13 protein-coding genes are annotated in these 13,808 nt (G+C 49.5%); 8 read left to right on the top strand and 5 right to left on the bottom strand.

What is annotated here, in order from left to right; translation table 11 throughout:
- The first annotated feature begins 113 nt into the window (after window positions 1-113).
- The 3 genes from AC1DF0_RS02095 to AC1DF0_RS02085 all read left to right on the top strand — a co-directional run bounded on the left by AC1DF0_RS02095 (window position 114) and on the right by AC1DF0_RS02085 (window position 2,270).
- Window positions 114-659, top strand: a complete 546-nt coding sequence (locus AC1DF0_RS02095) for an RNA polymerase sigma factor (RefSeq protein WP_477572917.1) — start codon at window positions 114-116, stop codon at window positions 657-659.
- Window positions 607-1,704, top strand: a complete 1,098-nt coding sequence (locus AC1DF0_RS02090) for a DUF4179 domain-containing protein (RefSeq protein ID WP_477572916.1) — start codon at window positions 607-609, stop codon at window positions 1,702-1,704. Before AC1DF0_RS02095 ends, AC1DF0_RS02090 begins: the two co-directional genes overlap by 53 nt.
- Window positions 1,705-1,832: 128 nt before the next feature.
- A complete protein-coding gene (locus AC1DF0_RS02085; protein WP_442048742.1) occupies window positions 1,833-2,270 on the top strand; it encodes a disulfide oxidoreductase in 438 nt (145 codons plus the stop codon).
- An 88-nt stretch (window positions 2,271-2,358) separates the two neighbouring features.
- Here AC1DF0_RS02085 and AC1DF0_RS02080 read toward each other — a convergent pair whose 3' ends face one another.
- Both AC1DF0_RS02080 and AC1DF0_RS02075 read right to left on the bottom strand, forming a co-directional pair.
- Window positions 2,359-4,776: a hypothetical protein gene (locus AC1DF0_RS02080; RefSeq protein ID WP_477572915.1), complete on the bottom strand. Its 2,418-nt coding sequence runs from the start codon at window positions 4,774-4,776 to the stop codon at window positions 2,359-2,361.
- Between the two features lie 90 nt (window positions 4,777-4,866).
- Window positions 4,867-5,922: a M42 family metallopeptidase gene (locus AC1DF0_RS02075; protein WP_477572914.1), complete on the bottom strand. Its 1,056-nt coding sequence runs from the start codon at window positions 5,920-5,922 to the stop codon at window positions 4,867-4,869.
- Window positions 5,923-6,110: 188 nt separating this feature from the next.
- On the opposite strand from AC1DF0_RS02075, the gene AC1DF0_RS02070 reads away from it, so the two are divergent.
- Together AC1DF0_RS02070 and AC1DF0_RS02065 are read left to right on the top strand one after the other, a co-directional pair.
- Window positions 6,111-6,722, top strand: coding sequence for a hypothetical protein (locus tag AC1DF0_RS02070; protein ID WP_442048739.1), 612 nt, complete (start codon window positions 6,111-6,113; stop codon window positions 6,720-6,722).
- Between the two features lie 160 nt (window positions 6,723-6,882).
- The gene (locus tag AC1DF0_RS02065) at window positions 6,883-7,743 is read left to right on the top strand and encodes a DUF4362 domain-containing protein (RefSeq protein ID WP_442048738.1); all 861 of its coding nucleotides are present in this window, start codon (window positions 6,883-6,885) and stop codon (window positions 7,741-7,743) included.
- Window positions 7,744-7,749: 6 nt separating this feature from the next.
- On the opposite strand, the gene AC1DF0_RS02060 is transcribed toward AC1DF0_RS02065, so the two are convergent.
- On the bottom strand, window positions 7,750-8,058 hold the full coding sequence (locus AC1DF0_RS02060) for a thioredoxin family protein (protein WP_442048737.1): 309 nt from the start codon (window positions 8,056-8,058) through the stop codon (window positions 7,750-7,752).
- 96 nt (window positions 8,059-8,154) lie between these two features.
- Here AC1DF0_RS02060 and AC1DF0_RS02055 point away from each other — a divergent pair, with 96 nt between their 5' ends.
- The 3 genes from AC1DF0_RS02055 (at window position 8,155) to AC1DF0_RS02045 (ending at window position 10,078) form a co-directional block, all read left to right on the top strand.
- Window positions 8,155-8,451 (top strand): hypothetical protein, encoded by a 297-nt coding sequence (locus AC1DF0_RS02055; RefSeq protein ID WP_477572913.1) that lies wholly within the window; start codon window positions 8,155-8,157, stop codon window positions 8,449-8,451.
- A gap of 89 nt (window positions 8,452-8,540) precedes the next feature.
- Complete coding sequence (locus tag AC1DF0_RS02050; RefSeq protein ID WP_477572912.1) at window positions 8,541-9,059, top strand: hypothetical protein; 519 nt, start codon at window positions 8,541-8,543, stop codon at window positions 9,057-9,059.
- Window positions 9,060-9,280: 221 nt separating this feature from the next.
- Window positions 9,281-10,078, top strand: a complete 798-nt coding sequence (locus tag AC1DF0_RS02045) for a BclA C-terminal domain-containing protein (protein WP_477572911.1) — start codon at window positions 9,281-9,283, stop codon at window positions 10,076-10,078.
- Between the two features lie 157 nt (window positions 10,079-10,235).
- Here the strand turns inward: AC1DF0_RS02045 and AC1DF0_RS02040 are convergent, their stop codons facing one another.
- Complete coding sequence (locus AC1DF0_RS02040) at window positions 10,236-11,870, bottom strand: response regulator transcription factor (RefSeq protein ID WP_477572910.1); 1,635 nt, start codon at window positions 11,868-11,870, stop codon at window positions 10,236-10,238.
- Complete coding sequence (locus AC1DF0_RS02035) at window positions 11,860-13,695, bottom strand: sensor histidine kinase (protein WP_477572909.1); 1,836 nt, start codon at window positions 13,693-13,695, stop codon at window positions 11,860-11,862. The genes AC1DF0_RS02040 and AC1DF0_RS02035 overlap by 11 nt, the downstream gene beginning before the upstream one ends.
- Between the last annotated feature and the right edge of the window lie 113 nt (window positions 13,696-13,808).

Below are 13,808 nucleotides of genomic sequence, written 5' to 3'. Positions count from 1 at the left end.
CTAGTAACGGATAGTTCCAACTTTTTATGGTACTGGTGCGTTACCCTAATTTTTTTGATGAAACCATTTCCGTTCTCATGTGTCATTGTAGTAGGGAAGAGGGTGAGAGACAGTTGGAGATTGATAAGCAATTAAAGGAATGGATGGAGCAATATTACGATCGGCTCTGCTATGTAGCCTATACGTATGTGCGGGATCGGAGCAGAGCGGAGGATGTCGTGCAGGAGGCATTCGTAAATGCTTATCTCAAAGTACGGCAATTGAAGGATATGGATCGGCCGTACCCATGGCTCGTTCGAATCGTCATTAATCAATGTCTGAACACGATCCGGAATCAGAAGCGGGAGAAGCTGGCTGAGCATGTTCCGGAGATAAGTATCGCCAGCACGGAGGACGTGTACATGCAGCGCAGCAGAGATAAGGAAGTGTACGCAGGCATTATGGGCTTGGCAGACAAATTCCGGATACCGATTATTTTGTATTATTTTGAGGAGATGTCTGTCAAAGAAATTGCCTATGCTCTTGCAATCGGTGAGGGAGCGGCGAAGACGCGGCTGGCAAGAGGACGGAAACAATTAGAGAATCGATTAAGAAGAGGTGATAGCGGTGAATTTGGAGAGTCGTATTCGTCAGGCAAAACCGGCTTATCTCCGCGCTAATAGTGACCAAGCGGAAGCGGCCATATTGGACAAAATGCTGCAGCGGGAGACAGCCCCGGTTCAAAAGAGAAGCCGCATAGGCAGAGGAAGTATTGCTATTGCAGCCGCGGCGGCGGTTATTATTTGCCTCATAGGTTCAGGATTCGTGTCGCCGATGATGGCGAGCGCGCTTAACCAGCTGCCGCTTATCGGCGGATTGTTCGGTCAGGCAGGCGATGCCGGGCTGAAGACGGTGGCCGAGCAAGGGATGATTCAGAATGTGAATACGAGCGTAACCCATGAGGGTGTGACGTTCACGATATCGGATATGATGTACGACGGTACTCGAATTTCGATGGTGCTGACGAGAGAGACGAGTGACGGCAAGAACCCGCCGCTTAAGAAGTGGGTGGACAAATCGAGGGATGTGTATATTGCTGCTTTGAAAAAAGACGAAACGCCAAGCGATGTCATCGAGGTTCGCGCGAATGGTGTAAAACTGGCCGTCTCGCGTCACCTGGCCTCTGATATTGCGTATCATCATTCCTCCATTCTAACGATACAGCCGGACGTAGGAGCAACCGGGTCATCGGCATTCGATTTGCCAGAGCGTTTCGAATTCGAGGTTAAGATTCAGGATGCGACGATTAATCAAGAATTCAAGCTGACCTTCCCTGTTGAGAGGACGACGAATCAATATATCGTGCTTGCCTCTGAGGAAGCGAAGACGCAAGGCGATTATGATATGAGCATAAGTAAGCTGGAAATGACGGAAGCCACGATGCAGCTTGAGGTTTTGCTGCACTTCAAGGCAGGCCAAGAGATGGAGCCGATCGGCGATTACATGAACTACGACATCGTGAATGAAAGAGGAGAGGTCGCAACACTGCTAGGCGGAACTTCTACCCCTGGGGCAGCCGAGAACACGTATCTGAACGTTCTAATGTTCGAGCCGTTCAAGGAATTGCCGAAGACGCTTATCGTAAAGCCTTACAAGCAGGAGAACACAAGGGAGAAGCAATACTTGAAGGATCTGGAATTTACGCTCCCCGTCGTCTCAAAATAAAAGAGAAGCCAAGATGAGGCGGAACGATGTCTTCTACTGCTGCGGATAGCTCGATCGAGTCATGTGCGGAAGCGGCTTTTTAAGCGAAAATAAGAGAGAGTTCGTTTAAAGAGCAAGGAGGGCTTGGCTTGACGGAAGAGCAGGAGAAGAAGGTATCGTTTTGGCTGTTTACCGCTTGGGCAGTTGCCGTATTAGCTACGTCGGGAAGCTTGTATTTCAGCGAGGTTCAACATTTTGTACCTTGCAGCTTATGCTGGTTCCAACGCATATTCATGTATCCGCTGACGCTGCTGTTCATAGTGGCGTATGCCAAGGGGGATAAAGGCATCGTGTCGTATGCACTGCCTCTCGTCGCGATCGGCGGAGGTTTCTCATTGTACCACATGATTTTGCAGAAACTGCCGCATGATTCGGCGCTTAGTGCATGCGGTCCGGTTTCGTGCAAGGGCGACTATCTCAACTGGTTCGGCTTTATTACGATACCGATGCTTGCGCTAACAGCGTTCATCATCATCTTGGTCGCGCTGCTTCGAATTAGAGCGGTTGTGAAACAATCGGAACAATAATAAGACCTGCGTCAGTTCTTATCAGATTGTCAAGAAACCCAACGTTCTTTCGAGCGTTGGGTTTCTTTGTTTTTAGGGCTCCGTTTGATTAATTATAGCTTGTTAAAACGAAAGAAGGCTCGTCGCCGGCGTTGCCCTCCATATCGAAGGTGCTATAGTAGCCATCAACGACCGAACGGCTGATTGTCTGGGTTGGCATATCAATCTTTACGATTTCGGTGTAAGGCATCTCATTCGGAAACTGTTGCGTGCGTTGGTTATAAATATCAAGCAAGTCGCCGTATAGGAGGAAGTAGATACTGTTTCCGTGCCTGATGAGCGACCCTATATCCGCATAGTTTTGGCGGAACACCGTATTCACCTCATTACGAGCCAAATCGATCGCCAATATCCGATAGCCTTGAACGAGATAATACAGTTCCGACGATTCATCGACGATCAAGGTGCTTTCCCCCTGTGTCGTCGTATCATAAATGCCGTCGGGAGTGGAACGAGGATAGGCCAGCGTGCTTAGCCAATTGCCCTGTCGATCGAACCGCTCCAGCCGATGGTCAAGCAGAACAACCATCTCGTCCTTGTAAGGGATGATCTTAACATGTGCTCGCATGTTGACCGTGTAGCCTGTATAAAGGGAACGTGACCTCTGTTTCTTGGCATCGTATTGATAGAGGAAACCTCCCAAGTAATACCAAGTAAGTCCAGATGTCGTATCCACGTACAATTGTTGCGGCATGAACCCTTCGAACATCGCTTTTTTCTTGTTTGCCGTGGATTCGAATGGCAGCTGTTTCGTATTCAGAAGCTTAAACTGCGAGTCAACCGTTAATTGACCCGCGACCGATGCAATATGCAATTGATCGCCGTCAGCGGTTAGCTGGTAAGGGTTATGAACGGCGAACTCGGCTTCTACCTCCAGCTTGTCATTCAGCTTGATGACGCGTGAGCCTTCCGTATCCGCGATAAACCAAGCGTCCCTCCAACGAACGAAGTCCATCGCTCCTAGCCCGCCTGCCGCCTCCCCGATCATAACTTTAACCGTGATTGGAAGCTCTCCAAGCTCGTACAGCTGCCCGTCCGTATATTCATAGAAATAACGATCGTATAACGCAAACCACTGGGATCCATACTTGCGGAATACTTTCGCATAACCATAATCTCCTTCTATTCTTACTTCGCCAATTTCGTTAAGCAGCTCTTGAGGAATTGAATCATTCGTATTGTAATCCTGATAGCTCCATTCGGGAATCTCGTAGCTGAAGTATGGGGGAATATAAGCGGGACGCTCTTCCTTCTTGACGACGAAACCTTTCAAGGGAGAAGACCATAGATGACTGGCAGACGTATCCTTCGTATTAACGAGATCATATAAGGAAATATATTTGGTTACTCCTTGCACGTCGTACTCCGCAAGCGTTCCTTTCACAGCTGTCAATCGTCCTTCTGTCGTTGGAAAATGACTATACGTCGGTATGTTAGTGTCGAAAGGCGCATCTTCTTTGTAAGCAATCACTTCAATCTGCTCGGGAGTAATTCGGGTGAACGCGTAGCTGTTCAGATCCTGCCACTCTCCTTCCCATAGCCTCGGTTCATAAGGCATATAGGCGAATGATTCGTTGAGAATGGATATGGCCTCATCGCCAGCCTCATTGTTGAACCGGCCGACTAACCGACTTGTTTGTCCTTCTGAAGACAACATTTGCTTTACGTCGATTAAGCTATAGTCCGTAAAGCGCCACACAAAGAGATAAGGTTGGATATAAAGCAGGCTGCTGTACTCGTCGGAAAAGGTGTAAACGTCAGGACCTCCAGGTAAATGAAAGGTATGCTCGTTTTTGAAATAGCGCAGTTGATTATCAGATCCGGGCTCTTTCGGATCCGGAGTGAACGTTCTCGGGCTGTTGTTGGGGATCCATTCTTTATGTGAGGGGGCGACGATGTACTCGGAAAAGTTGGATATGCCATTGCGCGCCATGACGAGAAATAGGCTGGGTTCATTGGCGGCTGTGATGGCTAGCACCTGTTGCGGTCCAAAATAAATGTTGTCCAGCTCGGTAACAGCGGGCGTAGGCTGCGTTTGCACCGAGATCCATGCACCGCGATGTCCTTCTTGCTCGGAACTGCTGTCGATAAGCTGAGTGCCAATTAGCAGGGCATTACCGCTAACCCATGCTTGTGTGGGGAGAGAATGTTCCCATGTATAGAGGACTCGCTCGTCTACTCCGTCCGATGAGTAATTGAGGTGCGAGTTCTGTACGTAAATGCTGCTATGATCCTTCTTCCAGAGCACAAGCGGCTCTGCCGTATCGGGATCAAACGGTTCTGAGGGAGGAGACCAGTCCGGTGCTGCGTCAGCAATTGGTTGTGCCGAGACAAGAGGTGTTACTGCAGGTATGACCGCCTCGCGCTCGGGCTTAGCATCGGCTGCCATATAAAGATAAAGGATGACCGTAAGCACCGGAATACCGATACATACGGTCCAAATGATTCGCCGCCTGCGCAGCTCCATGATAGCCACTCCCTCATTCGATCGCATAATTTATTCCATTTATAAACGAATGATGCAGAGCGTATGTTGCTGTCAGCGGTGTTATATCTTCTATTCCGATTCCATCACATAAGCAAGCAGCAGCGCTGCCGTATTAACGACCGCTTCGGCATGTGTCCGTTCCATGCCGTGCGAGGCATGAACGCCTGGACCGATGAGAGCGGCACGGATATTGCTTCCTCCGCGCAGCGCAGCGGAAGCGTCCGAGCCGTAGTGCGGATAGATGTCGACGGCGTACGGAATCTGCTCGCGCTTCGCCAGCTCAATCAGACGGCTCGTCATATTATAATCGTATGGGCCGGAGGAGTCTTTGGCGCAGATTGATACATCCAGCTCCGTCGTGGTTAGATCGTCGCCGATCGCCCCCATATCGACGGCGATCATTTCCGTAATGTCGCTCGGAATGTGGGAGCTGCCGTGCCCAACCTCCTCATAGGTGGACAGGATGAGCTTGAGCGTATGAGCCGGAGTCTGGCCGGTCCGTTTCAGCCATTCCAGCAAGCCGAATAACGCAGCTACGCTAGCTTTATCATCGAGATGGCGCGACTTAATCCAGCCGTTAGGCAATACGCGCGTTCGAGGATCCCACGAAATGAAATCGCCGGCGGCGATGCCCAGCTTATCGGTATCTTCCTTGGATTTCACGGCTTCGTCGATCCGAATCTCCATATTCGCTTCCTCGCGTTTCCAATCGCGCGCATCGGTGTACACATGAACGGAAGTTTTGGAAGACAATACCGTTCCTTCGTATGTACGGCCGTCACGGGTGTGAACCAGACAGTACTCGCCCTCAACGGTATGCATGTTGTATCCTCCAACAGGCGTGAAGCGGATCATGCCGTTCGGCTTGATGGAGCGAACCATAGCCCCAAGCGTATCGACATGGGCGGATAAGCCGATGACTCGTTCGTTGCCCGGTCCAGGCAGTGTAATGATTGCATTGCCTTTTGGCGTCATTTCGAGCGCATAACCGAGCCTTCCGATCTCTTCTTGTACGTATTTCATAATGTCCATGCAGAAGCCGCTCGGACTCGGAATGCGCAGCAGCGCCTCCAGCTGGTTAACGATATAGGAGCGGTCAAGCTGTGTTGCGTATGTTTCAGACATAGTCGGGGCTCCCCTTTTGTTTGTTATTTGGAGTTAATTTTATATGACCAATATTCAGAAATCGTGAAAATAGTTGCGAATACTTGTTAAGAGTAACAGTAAGCTAAGCAGTATGCCAAGAACGAGTATTGGCTCATTCGCAAAAAAATTCCAAAAATATGAAACACAACCGAATCGGTGACGTTTAAATGAGAGCTGCAGCAATTCATTATTCAAGAGGGGGATCTAGTTTGGTTGGCTTTATTGTATTCTTAGCGGTTACAACGATTTCATTTATTATCTTTTTGGTGCTTGGTTTAAGTGTCTCGTTTAATAATTTCGAGCGCAGTAAGGATAGGCGATACAAAAAGTATTTTTTAATTAGTATGTTCATTTTTCTTATTTCATTGATCGGCTGTACGGGAAATATGCCCGATGAAGTAGAGCAAAAGATTAGAAGCCAATTAAGCGAGAATGCGCCGAACGCTAGCCCTGCTGCCACGACTGCCGTACCATTGCTAAATACAAAAAACGGTTTGGCGGGAACGGATTCAACGAATAATCCTATGTCTACTGAAGCGCCAACCCAAGTAACTAGCAATGAGAATGATAACGGCACTAATGACGATAATAATAATGATGATGATGATAATGATGATCCAAAGAAGAAGATTAAACCAACTGCCAAGCCTAGCGCTACCAAAAAACCTGCCGTGAAGCCCTCGGTTACCAATAAACCGGATTCGAAGTCAACAAAGAAGCTTATTCCGGACGCCAATCAAGGTACAACGAGAAAACCAACCGCAACGAAGAAACCTTAAATCCAAAATACGCATTAGAGGCAACCTGCCAAATAAAGTGAAAATACAGGTTGTCTCTTTTCTTTTTGCAAATAGTCACTTCTGTCGCACGTAACTTTATGTAACAATTATCCGCCTAGCCTCGTCTAGCCTAATAATGAAAGATGGGGGAGAACCAGATATGGGGAAATGGAAAACGGTGATTGTAGCGCTTATGATGTGTATGCTGCTTGCAGCATGCGGCAGTAACGATCAGAAGCAGGTCCCCGGTACGAATACTAGCTCAGAGTGGAGAGAAGATTACGATATCAATGAATCGAATGATGTTATTGCGATGCATAACAGAGTCAGCAATTGGGAGAAGCTTGATTCGTTCACGGATGGGAATGAGGGCATGCAGCGGATCGTGCATTACACGATCGAAGGAGACCCTATCTTTTATGATTTGAAATATAGCAAAAGCGGCTTCCAGCTTCGTTACGATACGAGCGAAGACAAGTTCGGCTCTCCGCTCGTGAAGGTATACGATTGCAAAGGCTTCGAGAAGCGCGAGTCGGAAGTCGATCTTCGATATACATTAACCGGCTGCAAGGGTGAAAGCGACGAAATTGACGTGCTGACGCTAGACTATAACGTCTCGGAGCAGGATTTGTTCGAATTCACGTTACTGCACGGCATAACGGAGAAGAACGAGATCCATACGGCAGAGCATAAGCTCGTCAAGGATCTTCAGAATGGAGAGGTAGCGGAGCTATCCGACTTCACGCTTACGAGTGAAGAACGCGGTCTCATCTACAAGGAAATGGTTCTTGCTAATTATTTGGAAGAGAAGAAGCTGTCGGCCGCATGCGACGTGAAGCCTCATGCCAGCTACAACTTAACCGTTCGTATTAATGGCGGCGAGAGGCATTATGAATGGTCGGAATGCAACAGCGGCGAAGATAACGAGGCGATGACGAAGATGGTGCAGAAGGTTATCGCGATCGTAGAAGGGAAGGATGAGTACAAGGCGCTGCCGGAGGTTAAAGGGGGTTATGATTAAGGCATGTTAGCGAAGAATCGAATACAGATGCTGAGCGGATTGCATCGCATATTCCTTGCGTACAGGGGAGCCGCCCTCTAGCACGACGAGGCAAGGGACGCTTGCGATTTGCCATTGGTCGCGCAGCTTAGGCGCATAGTTAATGTTTATTTTGTAGAGCGGGGTCTTGACGCCTGTCGCTTCGGCAATTTCGAGCATTCGCTCTCCGACCATACAGGTGCCGCATAACGGCGTGAATAAAAAGACGCCAGTCTGGCCGCCGTTTTGTTGGATTCGATCTAATAAAGTTGCTTCTTCGAGCTCTTGGATAGCCATGTTTACGCACCTCTTACTTCACTTATTACTTGTAATTTACTATATTTTATTCAGATATTCAATCTATCCGCGCCATGAAAAGGGGAGTAGTGCTTCATGATTATGAGGAAAAGAACGGTCGGGATCGTTATTGCTGCTGTTATCGTTCTATTATGGGCGGCAAGCTTCTTATCGCCGGAATGGACGATTAGAAGACATATTTTGGAGAGTTTGCAGCCGATTAATAGCTTGAAGGCGGATATTTCGACGACGAGCAGGGTGGATCCGCAGTATGGGTATTTATATAGTGTGGACGGCTACATGAACAGGGCAACAGGCGACGAGCTTGGAGCGGTTTATTTGAAAAAAACGGGCATCTTCTGGTACGTAGCTAGCGCAGGCACAGGGCCTTGATGTTATAGGATACTTAGAATAGGGACATGAATGGAATGTGAAGTGAACCGCAGCGGTTCTCGAAAATGATTAGATGAGGTGATGAAATCGTGGTATCCCGAACTCGGAAATTCGTATGGATTGGCATCATTGCGGCGGTACTATGCGCAGCTCTTCTCACGTGGCTGTTGCTGCAAAAGGGGAGGCAGGTTGAAACTCTCACTCATCTAAATGAGAACCTATCCGCTGCGAGTGTGCAATTAGCTCAAACCGAGGAGAAAATAATCGCTTTGTTCGGTGAAGGCGATTTTGTGGAAGGCTTCGGCGGATATCTTCGGACCTATGAGGACAAAGGCATTCGCATCGGTTTTTCCGGAGACAAGGACAATGATCTTTATGGCCAAGTGAGCTCCATTGCCTTTTGGGAACCAGCCTATGCCGTGTACGGCATCAACATTGGAGATGATAGGAAGGCTGCGATCGAGATGCTGTTGTCGCAAGGCTATAAGCATTTGACGGAGGGATTATATCACAATGGCGAATACGTCATTTCACTGAGCGGCGCTGATAAAGTAGAGCTCATCCAAATTTGGTTCGACGACAAAGATCTGAGGAACAGACAGTATTAATTATAGTGGCGGTTTCTGCTCCAAGGTCTAATAGTTAGTAGGTAAATTCTATTAATCTATATCTGACCATAATTCAAGAACGATATATATACCTTTCTGATGCTAGTATATACCTATTTTTCGAATAAATAGATAGCCGTCTATCCGATTTGAGATAAATGTCCATGCCTCCAGCACACCATTAGAGTACTATACAGTAAATCAAAGTGGAGGTGTGTGCATTGGGATGTAATAAGCCTAAGAGAAAAAGTAGTTGTATAAAAGTGGATACGCTTGTCTGGCCATCTATGGAACCTAAAGGGACAAAGAAAAAGTGCAAGCGGAAAAGAAAAGATTGTTGCAAAAAAATCATCATCAGAAAGAGAATTATTCGTGTAATACGGAATATTAATAGTGCTGGTAGTGTAGGCTCGGCAGGCTCGGTAGGATCGGCAGGCAGTGTAGGTTCTGCAGGGTCGGTCGGCCCAGCTGGAGAAGTTGGATCGGCGGGCAGTGTAGGGACTGCGGGCGCAGTAGGTTCAGCAGGCGCGGTAGGCGCTGCAGGTGCTGTAGGCGGCACTGGAGCTACTGGAGCTACCGGTGCGACTGGTGCCACCGGTGCGGCAGGTGGAGTTTCACAGTACGGGTATATTTATAACCTAACTTCTCGAGTCGTTGCGTTAGAAGAGGATATTATTTTTGATACTAATGGTATTCTTACGCCAGGCATCACGCATACCCCAGGAACGACTCAGATTTCGGTTAGTGAGACGGGCCACTATGAGGTTACTTTTTCCGCGTCGGGTCAACAACCAAACCAATTTACGATATTTTTAAATAACGCGCCCGTTGCTGGAACCGTATATGGTTCGGGTGCCGGCACTCAGCTAAGCAGCGGTCAGGTGATAGTCGCTATGTCGGCCGGTGATTTTATTACGCTGCGAAATCACACTTCAACTGCCGGAGTTACTCTTCAGCCTCTAGCCGGAGGTACGCAAATAAACGTAAATGCCTCTATTGTTATTAAAAAGTTAAATTAGTTGGGAATCGTAGGAGCGCTATTTGTGCAAAATAGCGCTTTTTTCGTTGAATTGATGGAAATAAGGTGTCCTAGATTCGCAACTGATCCAGATTGAGGGGATTCGGCAAAATAGCGATGCTGGAATTCCTAACGGCAGGCGTACGGGCGGACCGATTCTACGCCTGCTTCGAGGCGTAGTTTTTCTGATACTGCCGTGGCGTCAGCCCGGTCCACTTCTTGAAGGTGGAGCTGAAGTGGCGCTCCTCCTGATAGCCGACGAGCTTGGCGACGGCGTATATTTTGTAGCTCTCGCGGAGCAGCTCCTTCGATTTCTCGACGCGGAACTGATGCAAGTAATCGAGGAAGCCGACCCCGAGCTCTTGCTTGAACAGCGAGCTTAAGTAGCTGTTGCTGACGAACGTCTCCTTCGCGGCGAGCTCCAGTGTCAAGTTCGTATTGTACCTCGCTTTTATAAGCTCAATCGTCGCTTGCACGGTGCGATGAACCGTCTTCTGCTTGGAGACGGCTTCGACGATGCTTTGGACGATCTTCTGCAGAATCGCCGCGCACTCCTCCAAAGTCTCCATCCTCGGAATGCTGTCTACGCCATTTACCACACTATCTTGCCATTCGATCGACGGGGCGCTTCGCTCTTGGGCGAACTTCTGCAGCTCCAGTATGAGGCCTGTCGCCCGCAACACCACATCTGCTTTCGTATAGCGCGTATTGTCCCTAATGTAGCCGAAAATGGCTTCGATTACGTCGACCGCAGCGCCGTATTGTTCGTTCTGCAGGAGGGTGAGCAGCTCCTTCTCCATTCGGTGCAAGTAAGCATCGTCGAGAATGGACGTCCGCGACGTCGACTGTTCCGGCGATTCGTTATACAGATAGATGCCGCCCTTGCCTTGGTAGAACCGTCCCTCCATCGCAGACAACGCTTGTTGATAGCCGGTGTGCGCATAGTCGGCAGAAGCTTGGATAGAGCTAAGCGACAAAGAGATGGACAGCTTCAAGAAAGCTTCCAGATTCGCTTGCAGCGTGCGCAACGACTGCTCAACCTGCCACGCAGGCATGTCAGGGCCGCAGCTGCCGATCCATAACATCTCATCGTCATGGCGGAATACTTCAATCTTGCCGCCATATAGAGGAGCTAACGATTCGCCGGCAATATTCAGCATGGCGTAACGAATGAGCTCCAGATCCTGCATCGTCTCGAACGCTCGCGAGCTGCCGCCCGAATCGATTTGGAGCATGCCGATCTGGATGGGTCCATTGTCGAGAGAAAGGGATACCTCTTGCATAGCAATGGAGCGGTTCTCAAGCGGCATTAGCGGCTGTTGAACCCATTGGGACAGAATTTGATTTTTGAGCAGATGAACATTCCGTTTCCACGTCCGGTTGAGCGCCTTCACCTCGTTGCCGCTCGATTCCATCGCCTCGATCTTGCCCTTCACATCAAGAATTACGCGTATAATATCTGCCGGCATGCAAGGCTTGAGCAAGTAGTCGGAAACGCCAAGCTTGATCGCTTCCTTCGCGTATTCGAATTCGTTGTAGCCGGTAAGCAGCACCGTATGGAACTGGGCGCCGGTCGCCCGCGCCTCGCGAATAAGATCAAGCCCATTCAAATATGGCATCCGTATATCGGTCAGCAGGAGGTCGGGCGGATCGGAAATAATCATATCCAGCGCTTCGCGGCCATTCGCCGCTTCGCCCGAAATCTCGATGCCGTAGAGCTGCCAATCAATTAAACGAACGATTCCTTCGCGGAACGACTGTTCATCCTCCGCCACGATCATTTTAAGCGACATGTCCGTCGACCCCCTGTTTAATTCGAACTTGTACTCTCGTGCCGATGCCTTCTCTGCTCTCGATATCGAATACCGACTGCTCATAGAACAATGCAAGCCGCTCCTTAATATTGGACAACGCCATCCCCGAATGCGAGACGACCGTGTTGCTGTTGCGGAGCGGCATGCCCCCTTTGCCAAGCAGCATCTTCACTTGCTCCTCCGGCATGCCGGGCCCGTTGTCCGTCACCTCAAGAACAGCCCATTCTTGCTCGGCATACGCCCGAACATAGATGATGCCGTTGCCTTCCGAAGGCTCAATGCCATGAATAATGGCATTCTCGACGAGCGGCTGCAGCAGCAGCTTGGGCATTTGCAGTTTGGCGACAATAGGATCCATCTCGATTTCGAAGCTGAAGCGGCTCGTATACCTTTTTTTCTGCAGGAACAAATAATGGCGGACAAGCTCCATCTCCTGCTCCAGCAGGGCGTATTCGTTGCCGCTGTTAAGGCTTAGCCGGAACACCTGCGACAGCGATACGACCATCTCCGAAATTTCGTTATCGCCCTTCTGAACGGCGCTCCAGTTAATTAGATTCAAAGTGTTGTATAGAAAATGCGGGTTGATCTGCGATTGCAGCGCCTTCAGCTCCGCTTCCCGCTGCTTAAGGCTTGATGCGTATACATCGTCGATAAGCATCTTGATCTGGCTGACCATTGAATTATACAAGTAGCCGAGCCGGCCGATCTCATCATTGCCGGTGAAGCTGACTCGCTGAGAGAAGTCGCCGATTTGCAGCGCTTTCATCGAATGCATCAGCTTCTTCATCGGATTCGTTACAACGCGGGCGATCACCCAGGAAAGCAATATCGCGATGATGCTCACGATCGCCATGATCGTTACAGTGGCCGATCCGATATGGTTCAGCTCGGCGACGAGCGTGCTGCGGTCCTGTATGACGACCGTATGCCAGCCGGTCACCTCGGAATAAGAGTCCGATACGATGAAGCTGTCATTCCGCTTCAGCGCGTCCAGCGCCAAGCCCGCCTCGATATCGACGCTAAGCTCCTGCTTGACGAGAGGCAGACTCGTAATCGGCTTGCCGATCCACGATATATCGGTGGCGGCGAGCACGATCCCCCGCTCGTTCACGATGAACTGCGCGCCATCGCCATCGTTTTGGCCGTAACCTTTGTCGTGGAACAGACTTCGGCTGAGCTTATCGGCGTCGAGGCCGAGGATGAGCACGCCGTTTTGCTTATAGTCGTAGAAGCTCTTGAAGTTCTTTATGAGGACAAGCTTGTAATGGTTGTCGCCCGTTAATATATTGTCGGAGGGGATCAGCATATCCCATATCACTTTGCTCTTCGATGCGTTCAGTCGTTCGTAGTAGGAGGTCAGCTGGAAGGATGGCAAGCTAATGGCGCTTGCAATGCCGGTCTGCGTAATGGTGAACGGCTGTCCATTGGAATCGTCGCCGGGTACGGGGTACAAGATGAGCGATTGTATCGTCTCGCCCGTTACCATAAGCGGCAGCAGGCTCTTGTAGACCAGGTCGCGCCGTTGCGGCGTGTCGCCGTTCATGACCATGCCCTGCACGGTCGGATTGAGGAACAGGTAGTTCGCGAAGCTTAGCGTGTTGTTGGCTACGAAATCGAGCTGGTCCTTCGTCTTGAGTGCCATACTCATCTGGGCTTGTCGAATCTTATCGACAACCTCGCCGGAGGCGATCGTATACGAGTAGAAGCCTGTAATGCCGACGGTAACGATCAGCAGCGGGATGACGAGCGCCAGCAGCTTGCGCTGCAGCGGCATATTTCGCAGGGAGGGAGATAGTAGCTTCATACGCTTCACCTTTTTTAATAGAAATGTAAGAGTAAAATCAGTATAGCAACAATTTTCCTTCATGCGGCGGTTTTTTCCAATCATCCAAAAAATGAAGCATCTCTTCTAAATTA

Source organism: Paenibacillus sp. 05T425 (assembly GCF_056396205.1).
This window is presented reverse-complemented; position numbering and strand designations above follow the sequence as displayed.